At 71.9% G+C, this 17,582-nt stretch carries 13 protein-coding genes and 2 pseudogenes; 7 read left to right on the top strand and 8 right to left on the bottom strand.

Annotation, left to right across the window (positions count from 1 at the left end):
* Positions 1–43 precede the first annotated feature (43 nt).
* The 6 genes from ACZ5WG_RS19320 (at position 44) to ACZ5WG_RS19295 (ending at position 8,266) form a co-directional block, all read left to right on the top strand.
* Entirely contained in the window at positions 44–748 is a 705-nt protein-coding gene (locus ACZ5WG_RS19320; protein WP_468724584.1) for a succinate dehydrogenase cytochrome b subunit, read from the top strand.
* A 2-nt stretch (positions 749–750) separates the two neighbouring features.
* The gene (locus tag ACZ5WG_RS19315; protein ID WP_468724582.1) at positions 751–2,715 is read left to right on the top strand and encodes a fumarate reductase/succinate dehydrogenase flavoprotein subunit; all 1,965 of its coding nucleotides are present in this window, start codon (positions 751–753) and stop codon (positions 2,713–2,715) included.
* Positions 2,712–3,458, top strand: coding sequence for a succinate dehydrogenase/fumarate reductase iron-sulfur subunit (locus tag ACZ5WG_RS19310; protein WP_468724581.1), 747 nt, complete (start codon positions 2,712–2,714; stop codon positions 3,456–3,458). The genes ACZ5WG_RS19315 and ACZ5WG_RS19310 overlap by 4 nt, the downstream gene beginning before the upstream one ends.
* A 233-nt stretch (positions 3,459–3,691) precedes the next feature.
* Positions 3,692–5,437 carry a stealth conserved region 3 domain-containing protein gene (locus ACZ5WG_RS19305; protein WP_468724579.1) on the top strand — a complete coding sequence of 582 codons (1,746 nt, stop codon included), beginning with the start codon at positions 3,692–3,694 and terminating at the stop codon, positions 5,435–5,437.
* A 98-nt stretch (positions 5,438–5,535) separates the two neighbouring features.
* Positions 5,536–6,189 carry a hypothetical protein gene (locus ACZ5WG_RS19300; protein ID WP_468724577.1) on the top strand — a complete coding sequence of 218 codons (654 nt, stop codon included), beginning with the start codon at positions 5,536–5,538 and terminating at the stop codon, positions 6,187–6,189.
* Positions 6,190–6,253: 64 nt separating this feature from the next.
* Entirely contained in the window at positions 6,254–8,266 is a 2,013-nt protein-coding gene (locus ACZ5WG_RS19295) for an SGNH/GDSL hydrolase family protein (RefSeq protein ID WP_468724576.1), read from the top strand.
* Here ACZ5WG_RS19295 and ACZ5WG_RS19290 read toward each other — a convergent pair.
* Both ACZ5WG_RS19290 and ACZ5WG_RS19285 read right to left on the bottom strand, forming a co-directional pair.
* Positions 8,230–10,656, bottom strand: coding sequence for an excinuclease ABC subunit UvrA (locus ACZ5WG_RS19290; RefSeq protein ID WP_468724574.1), 2,427 nt, complete (start codon positions 10,654–10,656; stop codon positions 8,230–8,232). The genes ACZ5WG_RS19295 and ACZ5WG_RS19290 overlap by 37 nt on opposite strands.
* Positions 10,657–10,722: 66 nt before the next feature.
* Positions 10,723–11,712: an LLM class flavin-dependent oxidoreductase gene (locus tag ACZ5WG_RS19285; RefSeq protein ID WP_468724572.1), complete on the bottom strand. Its 990-nt coding sequence runs from the start codon at positions 11,710–11,712 to the stop codon at positions 10,723–10,725.
* A gap of 53 nt (positions 11,713–11,765) precedes the next feature.
* Between ACZ5WG_RS19285 and ACZ5WG_RS19280 the strand changes: the two genes are divergently transcribed.
* Positions 11,766–12,260, top strand: coding sequence for a phosphatase domain-containing protein (locus ACZ5WG_RS19280; RefSeq protein WP_468724570.1), 495 nt, complete (start codon positions 11,766–11,768; stop codon positions 12,258–12,260).
* Positions 12,261–12,347: 87 nt separating this feature from the next.
* Here the strand turns inward: ACZ5WG_RS19280 and ACZ5WG_RS19275 are convergent, their stop codons facing one another.
* The 6 genes and pseudogenes from ACZ5WG_RS19275 to ACZ5WG_RS19250 form a co-directional block, all read right to left on the bottom strand.
* Positions 12,348–12,953, bottom strand: a complete 606-nt coding sequence (locus ACZ5WG_RS19275) for a hypothetical protein (protein WP_468724569.1) — start codon at positions 12,951–12,953, stop codon at positions 12,348–12,350.
* The gene (locus tag ACZ5WG_RS19270) at positions 12,950–14,125 is read right to left on the bottom strand and encodes an MAB_1171c family putative transporter (protein WP_468724568.1); all 1,176 of its coding nucleotides are present in this window, start codon (positions 14,123–14,125) and stop codon (positions 12,950–12,952) included. The genes ACZ5WG_RS19275 and ACZ5WG_RS19270 overlap by 4 nt, the downstream gene beginning before the upstream one ends.
* A gap of 1 nt (position 14,126) precedes the next feature.
* A complete protein-coding gene (locus tag ACZ5WG_RS19265) occupies positions 14,127–14,819 on the bottom strand; it encodes a hypothetical protein (protein WP_468724567.1) in 693 nt (230 codons plus the stop codon).
* A 178-nt stretch (positions 14,820–14,997) separates the two neighbouring features.
* A complete protein-coding gene (locus ACZ5WG_RS19260) occupies positions 14,998–15,510 on the bottom strand; it encodes a hypothetical protein (protein WP_053789560.1) in 513 nt (170 codons plus the stop codon).
* A 439-nt stretch (positions 15,511–15,949) separates the two neighbouring features.
* Positions 15,950–16,847: pseudogene (locus ACZ5WG_RS19255) on the bottom strand (RNA polymerase sigma-70 factor).
* A 114-nt stretch (positions 16,848–16,961) separates the two neighbouring features.
* Positions 16,962–17,582, bottom strand: a pseudogene (locus tag ACZ5WG_RS19250) (hypothetical protein); the annotation flags it as partial.

Raw genomic sequence — 17,582 nt, 5'->3', positions numbered from 1 at the left:
ATGTCTTGGACCTCTCGGGACTTTGGTCCTTACCGTCTGTGACATGGCTCTGGCAACGCGGACGGGCCGACGACCGTCCACCACGCGAACGCTCTGGGACTCCACCGTCGGCAAGAAGTCCGTGATGGCGGTGTCCGGGCTGATCATGCTCGGATACCTGGTCGTCCACATGATCGGCAACCTCAAGATCTTCTTCGGTCCGGGGGATTTCAACGGGTACGCGCACTGGCTTCGCCACATGGGCGAGCCGTTCCTGCACAGCCACTGGGGCCTGTGGGCGGCCCGCGTCGTCCTGCTCGCCGCCGTCGTCGCGCACGCCGTGTCCGCCTACCAGCTCAGCCGCCGCGACATCAAGGCCCGCCCGGTCAAGTACGCCCACAAGCGCCGCCGCGCGAGTTACGCCACCCGCACCATGCGCTGGGGCGGCGTCATCCTCGCCCTGTTCATCGTCTGGCACCTGCTCGACCTCACCACGCTCACCGTCAACGAGCGCGCATGGGCCGGCCATCCCTACGAGAACGTCCTCGCCACGTTCTCCACCTGGTACGGGAACACCATCTACATCGTGGCGATGGCCGCCCTCGCGGCGCACGTCCGGCACGGCTTCTGGAGCGCCGCCCAGACCCTCGGGGCGGGCAACGCCCGGCGCGACCGCGCCCTGAAGTTCCTCGCCAACGCCCTGGCCCTCGTCCTCTTCGCGGGCTTCGTCTCCGTCCCCGTCGCCGTCATGACCGGAGTGGTGAGCTGACCATGCCCGAGTACGCCAACACCGGCTACACCGACTACGCCACCGGCGAGCCCATCGCCGACACCAAGGCCCCCGACGGCCCCATTGCCGAACGCTGGGACCGCCGCCGCTTCGAGGCCAAACTCGTCAACCCGGCCAACCGCCGCAAGCACACCGTGATCGTCGTCGGCACCGGCCTGGCCGGCGGGGCGGCCGGCGCCACCCTCGCCGAACAGGGCTACCACGTCGTCCAGTTCTGCTTCTCCGACTCCCCGCGCCGGGCCCACTCCATCGCCGCGCAGGGCGGGATCAACGCAGCCAAGAACTACCGCAACGACGGCGATTCGGTGCACCGCCTCTTCTACGACACCGTCAAGGGCGGGGACTTCCGCGCCCGCGAGTCCAACGTCCACCGCCTCGCCCAGATCTCCGTCGAGATCATCGACCAGTGCGTGGCCCAGGGCGTCCCCTTCGCCCGCGAGTACGGCGGCCTCCTCGACACCCGATCCTTCGGCGGCGTCCAGGTCTCCCGCACCTTCTACGCCCGCGGCCAGACGGGCCAGCAGCTCCTCCTCGGCGCCTACCAGGCGCTGTCCCGGCAGATCGCCGCCGGAAACGTCGAGATGCACGCCCGCACCGAGATGCTCGACCTGATCACCGTCGACGGGGTGGCCCGCGGCATCGTCGCCCGCGACCTGGTCACCGGCAGCATCGACACGTACTACGCGGACGCGGTCGTCCTGGCCAGCGGCGGCTACGGCAACGTCTTCTACCTCTCCACCAACGCCATGAACTCCAACGCGACCGCGGTCTGGCGGGCGCACCGGCGCGGCGCGTACTTCGCCAACCCCTGCTTCACTCAGATCCACCCCACCTGCATCCCGCGCACCGGCGACCACCAGTCCAAGCTCACCCTGATGAGCGAGTCCCTGCGCAACGACGGCCGCATCTGGGTCCCCAAGGCCCAGGGCGACAGCCGCCCCGCCGCCGAGATCCCGGAGGCGGAGCGCGACTACTACCTGGAGCGGATCTACCCCTCCTTCGGCAACCTCGTGCCCCGCGACATCGCCTCCCGCGCCGCCAAGAACGTCTGCGACGAGGGCCGCGGCGTCGGCCCCGGCGGCCAGGGCGTCTACCTCGACTTCGCCGACGCCATCCGCCGCATGGGCCGGGACGAGGTCGCCGAGAAGTACGGCAACCTCTTCGAGATGTACGAGCGGATCACCGCGGAGAACCCGTACGAGGTCCCCATGCGGATCTACCCCGCCGTGCACTACACGATGGGCGGCCTGTGGGTCGACTACGACCTCCAGACCACCGTCCCCGGCCTGTTCGCGATCGGCGAGGCCAACTTCTCCGACCACGGGGCCAACCGCCTCGGCGCGTCCGCCCTGATGCAGGGCCTCGGCGACGGCTACTTCGTGCTCCCCTCCACCATCAACGACTACCTGGCCCGCCACCCGCACCAGGAGGCCGTCGACGACAGCCACCCCGAGGCCGCGGCCGCGATCCGCGAGACCCGCGACTGCCTCGCCAAACTGCTCGCCGTCGACGGCGACCGCACCCCCGACTCCTTCCACCGCGAGATCGGCGAGCTCATGTGGGAGTACTGCGGCATGTCCCGCACCGAGGAGGGCCTGCGCAAGGCACTGGACCGGATCCCGCACATCCGCGAAGAGTTCTGGAAGCGGATCAAGGTCCCCGGCAGTGGCGAAGAGTTCAACCAGTCCCTCGAGAAGGCCAACCGCATCGTCGACTACCTGGAGCTCGCCGAGCTGATGTGCCTCGACGCCCTCCACCGCGCCGAGTCCTGCGGCGGCCACTTCCGCGAGGAGTCCCAGACCCCGGACGGCGAGGCCGCCCGCCGCGACGAGGAGTTCGGCTACGCCGCCGCCTGGCAGTACCAGGGCACCGGCGCGGCCCCCGTGCTGCACAAGGAAGACCTCGTCTTCGAGTACGTCCACCCCACCCAGCGGAGCTACGCATGAAGCTCAACCTGCGCGTCTGGCGCCAGCAGAACCCCGACACCCCCGGCGCCATGGTCACGTACGAGGTCGACGGCATCTCCCGCGACATGTCGTTCCTGGAGATGCTCGACACCCTCAACGAGGACCTCATCCTGCGCGGCGAGGACCCGGTCGCCTTCGACCACGACTGCCGCGAGGGCATCTGCGGCGCGTGCAGCCTCGTGATCAACGGCGACGCCCACGGTCCCGAACGCACCACCACCTGCCAGCTCCACATGCGCTCCTTCGCCGACGGCGACACCATCGACGTCGAGCCCTGGCGCGCCTCCGCCTTCCCGGTGGTCAAGGACCTCGTCGTGGACCGCAGCGCCTTCGACCGGATCATCCAGGCCGGCGGCTACGTCACCGCCCCGACCGGATCCGCTCCCGAGGCGCACGCCACCGCCGTGCCCAAGGCCGACGCCGACTTCGCCTTCGAACACGCCGAGTGCATCGGCTGCGGTGCGTGCGTGGCGGCCTGCCCCAACGGCTCCGCGATGCTCTTCACCTCCGCCAAGGTCAACCACCTGAACGTGCTGCCGCAGGGCTCGCCCGAGCGGGAGACCCGAGTACTGGACATGGTGGCCCAGATGGACGGCGAGGGCTTCGGCGGCTGCACCCTCACCGGGGAGTGCGCCACGGCCTGCCCCAAGGGCATCCCGCTGCCGTCCATCGCCGCCATGAACCGCGAGTGGCTGCGGGCGGTCCGCAAGCACGGAGCATGAGGGTCCGCAAACACGGAGCGTGCGGCCGCAGGACCGGCACCGCCGAATCTGAGAAGTGCCTGTGAGATGCGGACAAAGGAACTCCAGACACTTGCGTGAAAAATGAACGACGGGAAAGGTGGAGGTGAACGAGGCATCCGCCCCTGCCTGCCGGACGGCACCGCACCCCCACACGCCGGGTGCCGCCCGCATCCTCGGGTGCCGCACACCGGCGCCGTCCCGCGAGGTCGTATATGCAGGGCCTTTCCCGTCTTCCCCTTCCCCTCCCCGTCGGCCTGCGCCGGATCGTACGGACGCTGCGCCGGCCCGGCGGCGTACCGGAACAACCGGACGCCGGCCGGCGGGAGCGCACCGGGAGCGGGAGCCACGCGCCGCCCCCGGGCGGCCGGACCCGTGAGGACGAGCTGCTGGAAAAGCTGCCGGGCCTGGTCCGGCACCGCGGCCGGCTCGCCCGGATCCGCGACGACCTGCTGCCCGCCGACGCCCGGGACGCCGGCCTGAACGCGGTCGCCGAGGCGCTCGAAGCGGCCGCCGTCCCGTACGGACTGGTCCCCGACGGCGGGCTCCGGCACCGGGTGGCCGTCGCCCCGGGCGACCGTGCCGCCGCCCTGAAGGCATGCGCCGGGGCCTTCGCCGGGCTCCCCGTGTACGCCCTGCTCCTCGGCGACGGCGACGGCGACGGCGGGGAAGTGGGCGAGGTCCTCGCCGAAGCCCTCCCCGAAGCGGTCGCGGCCAGGGAGTCCGGGCCCGCCGACCCGCCGCACCCGAAGATCAAGGGCGTCCGCCTCTTCCAGCCGGTCGTCACCTCCGGCCGGACCCTGGCCTACGGCCCCGACACCGGCTGCGACCTGGAGTTCTGGGAAGCCGCCGATTCCGGCATCGGCGCGATCGCCGGCCTGCGCGAGACCCCGTACGGCTGGTGGGTGCCCACCCTCGAGGCCACGTCCACCACCCGCATCGGCGAACGCGACCACCCCGTCGTCGACGCCTTCGCAGGCCGCTTCCCCGACGACATCGACTTCCCCGTCGACGCCGTGATCACCTGGGTCGACGCCGCCGACCTGGCCTGGCGCCGCCGCCGGGACCACGCCGCCGCAGCCGAGGCCGGCACCGGCGGCCACACCCTCGTGGACCATGCCGAGAACCGCTATCGCGACCGCGGGGAGCTCCGCTACTGCCTGCGCTCCATCGCCGCCCACGCGCCCTGGATCCGCCGCGTCTTCATCGTCACCGACGACCAGACCCCGCCCTGGCTCGCCGCCGACCACCCGCAGCTGACCGTCGTCGACCACCGCGAGCTGTTCGCGGACCCCGCCGGCCTCCCGGTGTTCAACTCCCACGCCATCGAGAGCCAGCTCCACCGCATCCCCGGCCTCGCCGAGCACTTCCTCTACTTCAACGACGACATCTTCCTCGGCCGCCCGCAGCGCCCGCAGAACTACTTCCTCTCCTCCGGACTGCCCAAGGTCTTCCACGACCGGCGAGCGGTGGCCCCCGACGCCCCGAGCGATGACGACGACGTCTTCACCGCCTCCCAGAAGGCCACCCGGCACGCCGTGGAACAGGCCGTCGGCCGCACCTACCCGCACATCCTGGCCCACACCCCGTACCCGCTGAGCCGCTCCCTCTTCGCCCACGTCGAGGAACGTCTGCCCGGCCGGCTGAGCACCACCAGCCGCTCCGTCTTCCGCAGCGCCGACGACCTCGCGCCCGTCACCCTCGCCTCCCACCTCGCCCTCGCCGACGCCCGCGCGGTCGAGGGCGAACTGCTCCACGCGTACGTCAGCACCGGCCGGACCGACGAGATCGAGCGGCTGCCCGGCCTCGCCGCCGACCGCTGGGCCGACGCGTTCTGCCTCGCCGACGACGACGCCGGACCCGGCCTGTCGCCCCGGGAACAGCAGCGCGCGGTCGCCGCGTTCCTGGAGGCCTACTTCCCGGTGCCCTCCCCGTACGAGAAGCCTCGGCAGGCCGGCTGACCCGATCGGCGGATCCGATCGGCCGACCGGGCGCTCGTGGCGGCCGTACGACGCGCCGCGCCCCGCCGACGCCCGGCACCTGGGGGACAGTGGGCCCCATGCCACAAGCCCCCGCCGGGTCCGGACCGCGCCGCCGCACGCTCCTGGCGGCTGCCGCCCTCGCCCCGCTCGCGATGGCCGGCTGCTCCGCGCAGGACCCGCCCCGCACCTCCGGCCGCGGCCCGCAACCCGGGCCGAAGGACGCCCTGGTCATGGTGATCCGGCACGCGGAGAAGCCGTACGCCGGGGACCTGGGCGAGGACGAGGACGGCAACGAGGACCCCGGGTCCCTCGCCGGGCGCGGCCGGCGCCGGGCCGGGGAACTGCGCCGCCTCTTCCCGCCCGCAGGCGGTTCCACGCTGCCCCGCCCCGCGGTCGTCTTCGCGGCCGGCGGCCCGGCCGGAGCCCCGGCCCGCTGCCGCCAGACGGTCGAGCCGCTGACCGCGGCCCTGCGTACTCCACTGCGCGGCGAGTTCGCCGTCGGCGCCGAACCGGCCCTGGCCACCGCCGTGCTGGCCGCCCGCATGCCCGTACTCGTCTGCTGGGAGCACACCGGCATCCCCCGCCTGATCCACTCCCTCGGCGCCCACCAGGTCCTCGGCATCCCCGCCGCCTGGCCCGACCGCTACGACCTGGTCTGGGTGTTCGCCCGCCAGCAGGGCCGGTGGAGCTTCCGCGAACTCCCGCAGCACCTGCTGCCGGGGGACGCGTAGCCCGTCGGGCTCCAACCGACGCCGTCCGAACGTCGTCGTCCGACCCGTAGAAGGGTGCAGGGACATGCACGGTGACGAGCCGGCAGGGCCGGTCGCCCGGCGGGACATGCGCGGCATGCTGATGTGGTGGGGGCCGCGGGCGCTGTTCGTCGTGGGCGCAGTGGTACTCGTCGTGGAGTCGAGCCGTGGAGTGCCGCTCCCGGAGCTGTACGGGGCCCTGGGCTTCTTCGGCGTCTGCAGTGCCGTCTTCGTCGGACGACAGCTGGGCCTCGGGCACGAGCGGGACGCCGGCGGGCGCACCCCGCGCTGGCTGCTCCGGGCGGCCGGCCTGCTGAGCGCCGCCGGAGTCGTGGTGCTCGTCCTCCACCTGGTGGGAGTGGAAGGGGACGCCCTGCCGCTCGTCGGGTCGGTGCTCCTGCTGCTCGGCCTGGGCTGGTTCGTCGAAGCGTGGCGGGGAATCGATCCGGGCCGGCCGAGGAGGGCCCTGCTGCTGTGGGGTGCGGCCCTGATGGCGTTGACGGCGCTGGTGGCGGTCATCGCAGCCCTCGTGCTGCCCAAGGCCAAGGGCGGTCTCTACGTCGGCCTGCTCATCACCCTCGGCGCGGCCCTCTTCGTGCTCCTCCCGCTCGGCCTCAACCTCCTGTCCGAATGGGGCGTACGCCTCCTGCGGACGCGGCGCTCCGCCGCGGGACCCGGGGCCGGTGTGGGAGTCGTCGGGATCCTCGGCCTCGCCGTCACCGCCGGAGCCGTCCTGTCCTGCCTGTGGCTGGTGCAGCAGGACTGGGTGCTGGGAGCGGTGCTCGCCGCGGCGGCACTGCTCCTGCTGGCGGCCATCGTGTCCAACACGCACGCCGACGTCGCCCTGGTCCTCGCGGGCCTCTGCCTCCTCGCGGCGGCGCCCCCGGAGCACCGCCACCCCCAGGCACTCGACGCCGCCGGCGGGCAGCGCGTCCTCGTGGCCCTGGGCGACTCCTACATGTCGGGGGAGGGGGCGAGCAGTTACTTCGAGGGAACCGACGACGGCGGCCGCAACGAGTGCCGACGCTCGCCCTCCGCCTATGCGGTCGGACTCGCCACCGCCGGCCCGCGGTTCGACCGCGTGCTGTTCCTCGCCTGTTCCGGCGCGCGGACCTACAACGTCAATCCCCGCTCCGGATCCGGCCCCTCCCGTGCGCAGCCGGGCGAACCGGCCACCCAGCTCGACCAGCTGAACAGCCTGGCGTCCTCGTTCCACCCGGCCCTCGTCATCGTCGCGCTGGGCGGCAACGACGCCGGATTCGCCATCCTCGGAGAGGCGTGCCTCGCCCCCGGCGACTGCGAGACCCGCAGGCCCGTGTTCATGAACAACCTGCCGAAGGTCCGCCAGGACCTCATCGCGACCTACCGTTCCCTGCGGCAGGCCGTGCCCGCCGACGTGCCCATCGTGGCCGTGCCCTACCCGCAGCCGATCGCCGCGGCCGGCAGCTGCAGCGGGGTTGCCCTCACGAAGGCCGAGCGCGATTTCATCCGCACCTTCGTGGAACAGATCGACACCACGATGCGCCAGGCGGCCGACACGGCGGGCATCACCTACATGGCCGAGATGAAGGACAGCTTCGCCACGCACCGGCTCCAGCTGTGCGAGCGCAGAAAGGGCGCAGCCGGAGTCAACTTCGTGGACATCGAGACGGTCAACGGGCTCGCCTCGCAGCGCTTCAGCCCCGCCAAGTGGCTCCACAACAGCCTGCACCCGAACGAGCGCGGCCACGCAGCGATGCGCGACACCTTCACCACCTGGCTCGACACCCACCCCGAACTCCTGCCGCCGCGCACGCCCACGGGCCGGGAACAGGCGACGGCCGTCGCCGCGGCCGAACCCGAGCCGCTGTGCGGCATGACCGACGACGCGGTGAACGCACACTGCAAGGTGCAGCTCCGCGCCTGGGAACTGGAACAGGTCCGCAGCGGCTGGCCGTGGCTGCTGCTCGTGCTGTTCGTACTGGCCGTGGTGTGGGCCGCGAGCATCGCCGTCTTCAGCCTGCTCCCCGGAGGCGGGCGGTCCTACCGGGATCCCGGCTCCAGCGCGCGGGCGAGGTAGGGGGCGGTGCGGCTCGCCGCCGCCCGGGCCACCCGCGCGGGCGGACCCGCCGCGACGATGCGGCCGCCGTCGGCGCCGCCGCCCGGGCCCAGGTCGATCACCCAGTCCGCGCCCGCCACCACCTCCATGTCGTGCTCCACGACCACCACCGAGTGGCCGGCGTCCACCAGCCCGTGCAACTGCCGCAGCAGCACCCGTACATCGGCCGGATGCAGCCCCGTCGTCGGCTCGTCCAGTACGTACAGGGTGTGGTCGCGGCGCCGGCGCTGGAGCTCCGTGGCCAGCTTGATCCGCTGCGCCTCGCCGCCCGACAGCTCCGTGGCCGGCTGCCCCAGCCGCAGGTAGCCCAGCCCGATGTCCTCCAGGGCCCGCAGGCTGCGCGCCGCCGCCGGGACCTGCGCGAAGAACGCGGCCGCGGACTCCACCGTCAGCGCGAGCACCTCCGCGATGTTCAGCCCCTCGTACCGCACCTCCAGGGTCTCGGTGTTGTACCGGGCCCCGGCGCACTCCGGGCACGGCGCGTAGGTACTCGGCAGGAACAGCAGCTCCACCGAGACGAAGCCCTCGCCCTGGCAGGTCTCGCACCGGCCGCCCGGCACGTTGAAGGAGAACCGGCCCGCCTTCCAGCCGCGCGCCCTCGCCTGCGGAGCCGCCGTGAACAGTTTGCGCACCACGTCGAACAGCCCCGTGTACGTGGCCAGGTTGGACCGCGGCGTGCGGCCGATCGGCTTCTGGTCCACCTCCACCAGGCGCCGGACCGGGAACCCCGGATCCGCGAGCCGCTCGCCGACCTCCCGGGCGAGCACCTGGCCCACCAGCGTGGACTTCCCCGACCCCGACACGCCCGTCACGGCGGTGAACACCCCGAGCGGGAACTCCGCGTCCACGCCCCGCAGGTTGTGCCGGTCGACGCCGGTGAGCCGGACCGAACCGCTCGCCTCCCGCACCTCCCGCACCTCCCGCCCCGGCTCCGGCTCGTGCGCCGCGAACAGGTGGCGCGCCGTCGCCGATCCGGCCACACCGGCCAGCTCCTGCGGCGGCCCGCTGTACAGCACCCGCCCACCGTGCTCCCCGGCCAGCGGACCCACGTCCACCAGCCAGTCGGCATGCCGCACCACATCCAGATGGTGCTCCACCACGAACACCGTGTTCCCCGCCGCCTTGAGCCGGTCCAGTACGCCGAGCAGCGCCTCCGTGTCGGCCGGGTGCAGCCCCGCCGAAGGCTCGTCCAGTACGTACACGACCCCGAACAGGCCGGACCGCAGCTGCGTGGCCAGCCTCAGCCGCTGCAGCTCGCCCGCCGACAGGGTCGGTGCGGTGCGGTCCAGGCTCAGGTAGCCGAGCCCGAGCTCCACGACGGGCCCGATGCGGGACCGCAGATCCTCGGCGAGCACCCGGGCCGCCTCCCCGGCCGGCGGTGCCCCGTCCGGTACGGCGGCCAGTACGCCGTCCAGGGCGGTCAGCGGCAGCGCCGCCAGCTCCGCGATGGTGCGGCCCGCGAACGTCACGGCCAGGGCTTCGGGACGCAGCCGCCGACCCTCGCACACCGGGCACGGGGAATCGGCGAGGAACCGCTCGGCGCGGGCGCGCAGCGTGGCGCTCTTGCTGTCCGAGAAGGTCCGCATCACGTAGCGGTGGGCACTCATGTACGTGCCCTGGTACGGCCGCTGGATCCGGTCCGCGTCCCGCACCGGATGCACCGTGACCACCGGCTGCTCATCGGTGAACAGGATCCACTCGCGGTCCTTCGGCGCCAGCTCCCGCCAGGGTGCGTCCACGTCGTACCCGAGCACGTCCAGGACGTCCCGGAGGTTCTTGCCCTGCCAGGCACCGGGCCAGGCGGCGATCGCGCCCTGCCGGATCGACAGCTCCGGGTCCGGGACGAGGAGTTCCTCGCTGGTGCGGTGGATGTTGCCGAGGCCGTGGCAGGACGGGCAGGCCCCGGCGGCGGTGTTGGGGGAGAAGGCGTCGGAGTCGAGCCGCTCGGCACCCGGCGGATAGGTTCCGGCGCGGGAGTACAGCATCCGCAGGGAGTTGGACAGCAGGGTCACCGTCCCGACCGAGGACCGCGAACCGGGGGAGGAGCGCCGCTGCTCCAGCGAGACGGCGGGCGGCAGCCCGGTGACGGAGTCCACCTTGGGGGCGCCGATCTGGTGGATCAGGCGGCGGGCGTACGGGGCCACCGACTCGAAGTACCGGCGCTGGGCCTCGGCGTAGAGCGTGCCGAAGGCCAGCGAGCTCTTCCCGGAGCCGGACACCCCGGTGAACACGGTCAGGGCGTCGCGCGGGATGTCCACGTCGACGCCGCGCAGGTTGTGCTCCCGGGCACCCCTTACCCGTACGAAGGAGTCGGGGTGGGCCTGAGGTGCGGTGGCGGTGGAGTGGTGCATTCGCCCCAGTTTACGGGCCACGCGTACGGGCCGCGCGTACGGGCGACGTCCACGGTCCGCCCCGGTTCAGAGCCCCGCCACCCGGGCCAGCCGCTCGAAGGAGTCCAGCAGCGCCGCGCGGTCGTACGTGGACGTGGTGACCAGCAGCTCGTCCGCGCCCGTCAGCTCGGCCACCTCGGCGAGCTCGGCCGCGACCTGCTCCTCGGTGCCGTGGACGTGCCCGGCGAGCCCGCCCTCGTACAGCTCCCGCTCCTTCGGGGTCATGGCCAGGGCCTCGACCTCCTCCGCCGGGCGCAGGGGCGGGAAGCTGCCCCGGGTGCGGGAGTACGCGAGGGACCACGCCTCCGGGACCAGGATGCGCCGGGCCGCCTCCGGAGTCGGCGCCACCGCCACCGTCCCGGAGACCACCACGTACGGCTCCGAGCCGTCGGCCGAGGGGCGGAACTCCTCGCGGTAGCGCCCGATGATCTCCGCGACCCGCCCCCGGGACCGCAGGTCGCCCACCACCAGCGGCAGCCCGGCCCGGGCTGCGATCCCGGCGCCCTCGCCGGTGGCCAGCACGTACGCCGGTATCCGCAGCCCCTCCGCCGGGTGGGCGTGCACCTCGGGATGCGCCTGCTGGGTGCCGTCGAGCCAGCCCAGCAGCTCCGCCAGCTGCTCTTCGAACCGGTCGGCGTCCCCGGTGTCCCGGCCCAGCGCCCGGCGGATCCCGCCGGTGAAGCCGACGGAGCGGCCGAGCCCCATGTCGATCCGGCCCGGAAACAGCGACTCCAGGACCCCGAACTGCTCGGCGACCACCAGCGGTTGGTGGTTGGGCAGCATCACCCCGCCGGTGCCGACCCGGATCCGGCGGGTGGCCCCGGCGACGGCGGCGGCCAGGACGGCGGGCGCGGAGCCCGCGACTCCGGGGACGCTGTGGTGCTCGGACACCCAGAAGCGGTGGTAGCCGAGCCGCTCCGCCGCGCGGGCGAGCTCCACGGTGTCGCGCAGGGCCTGCGGGGGCGGGTGCCCCTCGCGGGTGCGGGACCGGTCGAGGATGGAGAGTTTCCGGATCACACAACGCTGTAACGCAGGCGCGCCGAAAGGATTCCCTGCCTACTCTGACCTGCATGAGTGACAGCAACGACCGCCCGCCGCTGGCCGTCTTCGACATCGACAACACCCTGGCCGACACCGACCACCGCCAGCACTTCCTGGAGCGCCGCCCCCGGGACTGGGACGGCTTCTTCGGCGCGGCCCCGGCCGACCCGCCGCTCGCGCGCGGGGTGGCGCTGGCGGTGGAACGGGCGGCCGACTGCGAGGTCGTGTACCTGACCGGGCGTCCGGAGCGGTGCCGCGCGGACACGGAGGATTGGCTGACCCGGCACGGGCTGCCGGCCGGGCGGGTGTGGATGCGCGGGAACCAGGACCGCAGGCCGGCCCGGACCACCAAGCTGGAGGTGCTGCGGCGGATCGCCCGGGGCCGGGAGGTGCGGATGCTCGTGGACGACGACGAGCTCGTCTGTCAGGCCGCGCGCGCCGAAGGCTTCAAGGTGGTCCTGGCGGACTGGGCGGCGGACGCGCCGGAGCTCAAGACCGCGCAGGAGGGCGAAGGCCGCACCTGAGGGCGGTGGCCGCACGCAGCGGATGGCGTGAGATGTTCCGAGCTCGTCTCAGGGCCCTCAGCCGAGCCCCGTACGGCCACGCGTCGCCTATCGGACCAGCGCGAAGGTGCCGGCTGCGACGGCCCCGCCCACGGCAGCGCCGACAAGAACCTGGGCAAGGGTGTGGTCCTTGAGCTCTACCCGGGACCAGCCGACGACGGCGACCAGGGGGTAGGCGAGGAGCGCCCATGGCCCGTACGTCATGGCGAGCATGGCGACGCTTCCGGAGGAGACGGCTGCATGCACGCTGATCTTCCAGGCAGGGGTCACGGCGAGGAGGGCCGCGAGCGTGACCAGCATGGCCGCGATCAGCGCAATCATGGTCCGGGGGGCGGTGAAGGCCCACAGCAACGCGATACCGGTGGCCACCGAGCCGATGATGAAGGTCATCACGATGATGCGCTGACGCCGCTGGCCGACGTGCCGGTCGGCCCAGCGGCCGCGGCGGATGCCGTACTTGATGAAGGCCAGCGGGATGACCGCGGCGAACAGGCAGCCGAGGAGGCCCCATCCGATCCCGGTGAGACGGCCGGTGTGCCAGCCTACGAGGACGGTGTCGGCGATGATCCAGGTCTTGGGATCGAGCCCATCGGTGATCAGTCGAGCGGCCCGGGACTCTTCGGTCCGGGTGATCGGGGTGCTCGTGGCCGTCACGCCGTCGTCCCTTTGCAGGTCGTGGTGAGGAAGTCGTCGGCCACGGGGGAGTGGTAGACCCGGGCGAGCTGGACGAGCCTCGAAACCTCGGTCGCGAAGTCGAGGTCGTCGATTCCGACGGTGCCCGGCTCCTGCGTGCTTGCGGCGGGCAGGGCGCCGCGGGCCTTGCCTTCGCGTGCCGCCCGCATCCAGAGGGCTTCGGCCGCCGGGCTCGTCGCCGGGTCGAACCCGGCCTGCCGCGCGGCGTTCCGGGCACGTTCGCGTACGTCGTCGTCGGCGTAGGCGTCGAGGGCCAGGGCAGCGTCGCGTATCTCGATCACCCGCCGGTACAGCCGCAGGCGCGGGCTGCGAAGGAGTCCGGCCTTGAGGACGATGTCGGGAGTGACTGCGGTCAGGTCCTGCCAGAGGGGCTGGAGCCGGCGGTGGTGCCGGCCGTCCTGGACGGTGCGCCAGGCCACGCCGAACGCGGGGATGCTGCTGCCGACGAGGATGAAGCCGATCGCGACGTACTTCAGGGCATCGGTGGCGTTGTCGACCGCGATGTCGCTGCTGCTGTCCGTGAGGCCGGCGAGGCGGCTCGTCATGTACCCGGACCGCACGAGGGTGTAGAGGACGCCGACGGCGGTTCCGATTCCCATGAGGCGTACGCCGGTCCGGAGCCATCGGGCACTGGCGTGCCGCGCGCTGCCCCAGAAGAGCCAGGTGGCGGTGGCCATCGCGATGCCGAGGTAGGTGACGAAGACGAGGTAGTAGACCGTGGCCCAGCCGTTGCCCGCGCTCTCCTCGAAGAAGTCGGTCATCTCGTGGTGCCGCGGGACGAAGAAGGCGAAGAGCACCGCCATGGCCGCCATCGCGGTCAACGCGACGTAGTGGCGGGCTCGCAGCCGACGGCCGGCGCCGGGTTCCGGCCGGGCGATGGCGACGACGAAGTCGACGACTGCGCCGGCTGCGATCACGCCCAGCCAGTGCTTGACGAGGGTGGACAGGTTGTTGACTCCCGCCCGGTCGTCCAAGGCGTGCATCAGCCCGGGGAGGCGGAGCGTCATGGAGAGGGTCAGGGCGGCGAACGCCATCCACAGAGCTCGTTGTTTGACGGTGCGAACGGCTGAGGGGACCCGCCAGATCGTCACCGCCCAGAGCATGATCAAGACGGCGATTTCGAGGTGCTTCACTTCACGACCACGTGTTTCGAACGGGGTGCCCGAGGGCGTCATGGAGGCGTACAAGACGGTCCTCGGCCTCGCTGGAGGTGGACTGCGTCGTGTAGCGGCCGGCCCGCTCGTGGATGAGCGTGGCCAGGGTCTCTGCCTGTCGCTCCTGCGGGCTCGCGAATTTGCTCCGCCCCATGAGGTGCGCCATGCGGTCGATGTCGAGGCCGAGTTCCTCGTCGATCGATTCGGTCATGCGGGCCACGCTCCTGATCCGGGCCGCCTCGGCGCGGATGACCGAGGCCACGGGAAGGTCGGGGCGGTCAAGACCGGAGACGGTCGTCTGCGTGCGCGTCAGCAGGCGGTGGAAGTGCTCGGAGGCGCGGGCGATCTCGTCCTCGGACGGCTGTTCCGGCAGGTCTAGCTCGGGGGCGACATGCCCGAGCAGCATGTGGGAGATCTCGTGGAGGACGATCTGCACCTTGAGGATCTCAGCCGCGACGGCGTCGTAGAAGACGAGGTCGGCGACCTCCAGGCCGAGCCAGATCCCGCACGGCAGGGCCGGGTCGGGAGGCCCGTCGAGAGGCAGCAGGATCAGCGGCCGGCCACGCTGGGCGGCTATGCCTTCGCAGAACACCTCGAGGTCGAACGGCTGGGGGATGACGAGCCGGTCTGCAACGGCGGCGCACTCCGCATCGGCGCGCTTCCACCAGCGCATAGTCGCTCTCCCCGCCCGTCGGCTCTCCCTGGCGCGGAGCTCGACTGCTCCATGCCGTTCGCCCGCTTCGCACTCCTGATCGGCTCGAGGGTAACCGGAAGCATGCGGTGGCGGAAAAAGGGCGTATCGACAGACCGAAAAACGCTTGTTTACGGGGGTGGCGTGGCTGAATCGCGTCTCACGATTCCTTGGGGCGGCGACGGCGGGGCTTCACGTCCGGAAGCCCTTCAGCTTTTCGGAGCTGCTTGATCAGGCCGGTGACGGACCTCATGGACCCGGCGGACAGTCCACTGAGGCGGAAGGCTGCGGCCTTCACCTGCTCATCCTCCAGGACCTGGGCGAACTCGTCGGCCGCGGCGGCCTTGCCCATCTCCTCGCGAAGCCGCGAGATCCTCTCCTCGATGCGCTGCTCGATCGCGTCGGCGTTCTCGCCGTCGGCGAGGTATCCGACGGTGACGCCGAAGAAGTTGGCGATCGCGCGGATCGAGTCGATGCCGGGGTTCGGATTGTTGTTCAAGCGGATGGTCTGGACCGTGCCGTGCGAGACGGAGGGGCCGGGCAGCTGCTTCGTGCCGTCGGCGATCTCTTGGTACGTGTACGGACCGCGGCCCGCCGGGTGGATCGTCTCGATCAAGAAACCGAGGCGGTCGCCCATGGTGTCTCGCCGGCCGGTGGGGGTCTCCTCACCCATCACCGTCACTGCTCCCGTCTACTGCTGGACCTCGTAGTTCACTGCTGAACCGCCATCCTCATTATCTACCGGTCTAGATGGATCTCGCCACACAGTGCATCGAACTCCGTCTACCCGGCTAGCGGACCTCCATGAAAGTGACCCACGCCACGTCGCCGCATGGGCGCCCGGCCGGCCGCTTGACAGGGCGTATGTGGGACGACGTATGTTCATCCAGCCATCTAGTCCGCTAGATGCATCGGTGCTCTATCGCTCGACGCTTCACGTCTAGCTCGCTGAGCAGCCGAAGCTGGTGGGCGAGAGGCGCACCGGGAGCCGGACCGCCTCGGCCGTGGGCTGGGGGACGGGGGTCCGCAGCCCACTGGGGCGGTCGGCTCACCGGTGAGAGCCGACGCAGCAGGTACGCGGCCGCTTCAAGGCCCCTCAGGAGTTCAGCGGTTCATCGCGGGGTGAGCGAGGTCTCGGATTCGACGCGGGACAGTTTCTCCGGGTTGCGCACGTAGTAGAGGCCGGTGATGCGGGCGTCCTCGACACGGATCGCCAGGACACCGTCGATCTCCCCGTCCAGCCGCAGGACGAGTGCCGGGTTGCCGTTGACCACGGTGGGGTCGCTGGTGAGCGTGGCTTCCTTCTTGCCGGCACCGCCGATGATGAAGCGGGCCACCTTGTCCGCGCTGATGACCGGGCGCGGCGCGGCCTGCTTGATGCCGCCGCCGTCGCTCACCAGGACGGCCTCGGGGGCCAGTACGGCAAGGAGGCCCTGCAGGTCACCCGTTGCCAGGGCGCGCCGGAACGACTCCAGGACCGCCCGGGTCTGGCTCGGGGAGACCACCTCGCGAGGACGCCGGGCATCGACGTGCCGACGCGCGCGGTGGGCGATCTGGCGGACGGCCGCGGGGCTCTTGTCGACGGCGGCCGCGATCTCCTCGTAGCTGACGTCGAAGGCCTCGCGCAGCACGAAGACGGCGCGCTCCGTCGGCGACAGGGTCTCGAGGACGAGCATCATCGCCCATCGACACGCTCTCGGCGAGCTCGGCGTCCTCGGCCACGTCCGGCGCGGTGAGCAGCGGTTCCGGCAGCCAGGGGCCGACGTACGCCTCCTTGCGGCGGCTCATCGTACGCAGCCGGTTGAGCGCCTGCCGGGTCGTGACCCGGACCAGGTACGCGCGCCGGTCACGTACCTGGTCCAAGTCGACCTCGACCTACCGCAGCCAGGTCTCCTGGAGGACGTCCTCCGCGTCGGCCGCCGATCCGAGCATCTCGTACGCGACGGTGAAGAGCAGGTTGCGGTGGGCGACGAACGTCTCCGTCGCCAGGTCGGCGGCGTGGTCGCTCATGTCCCGCCCTCTCGTTCGTTGGCAGGTGTTCAATCTGATCATCTGTTCGGTGCGACCGGCGGCGGGGGGACGGCGGCGCCCGCAGTGATCAGGCGCCGCCGCCGCGGCTTCGCTTCAGCGGGTGGCCAGTGCCTCGCCGCGCTTGGCCTCCAGCAGGGGCCGGCGCTTGGCGTCCTTGGCCCAGGCCCACTTGAACGAACCGGGCTTGCTCGCCTCGGTGGCAAGCTGCTTGACCGTGCCCCGGCATATCAACTCCTTGAGCCTCGCGGCAGGGCGACCGTCGAGGTGGAGCCTCATTGCGCTGTCGTTCCTGCGTGCGACCTGGAAGATGCCGGTCCGGCGACCCAGGCTGATGCACTGGCCGACGAACCCCAGGGCGATCGGCGCGGGTTGCTCACCCGCGATCCGGTTGAGCACCGTGTCGGCGGCGTGCCCGCCCAGCGGCCCGGCGGCCTGGCAGCTCATCCGGAACGGCAGGTCCGACGGCGCCGCCGAATCCCCGGCCGCGACGATGCGTACGTCGTCCACGCTCGTCAGGGTCTCGTCCGTGAGCAGGCGGCCCAGGGCGTCGGTGCTCAGCCCGCTGCGCGCGGCCAGGTCCGGGACGCCGAATCCGGCGGTCCAGATGGTCACCGCGCTAGGTCGTGTCGTCAAAGTCCCTCCCCCAGCTACCGCTGGGAGGTGCCCCCAGGCTGGCGGGGTCTGGCACGCACGCTCGCCGCGTTGTCGTCGGTC

The organism is Streptomyces sp. NPDC032745, from assembly GCF_055579465.1.
This window is presented reverse-complemented; position numbering and strand designations above follow the sequence as displayed.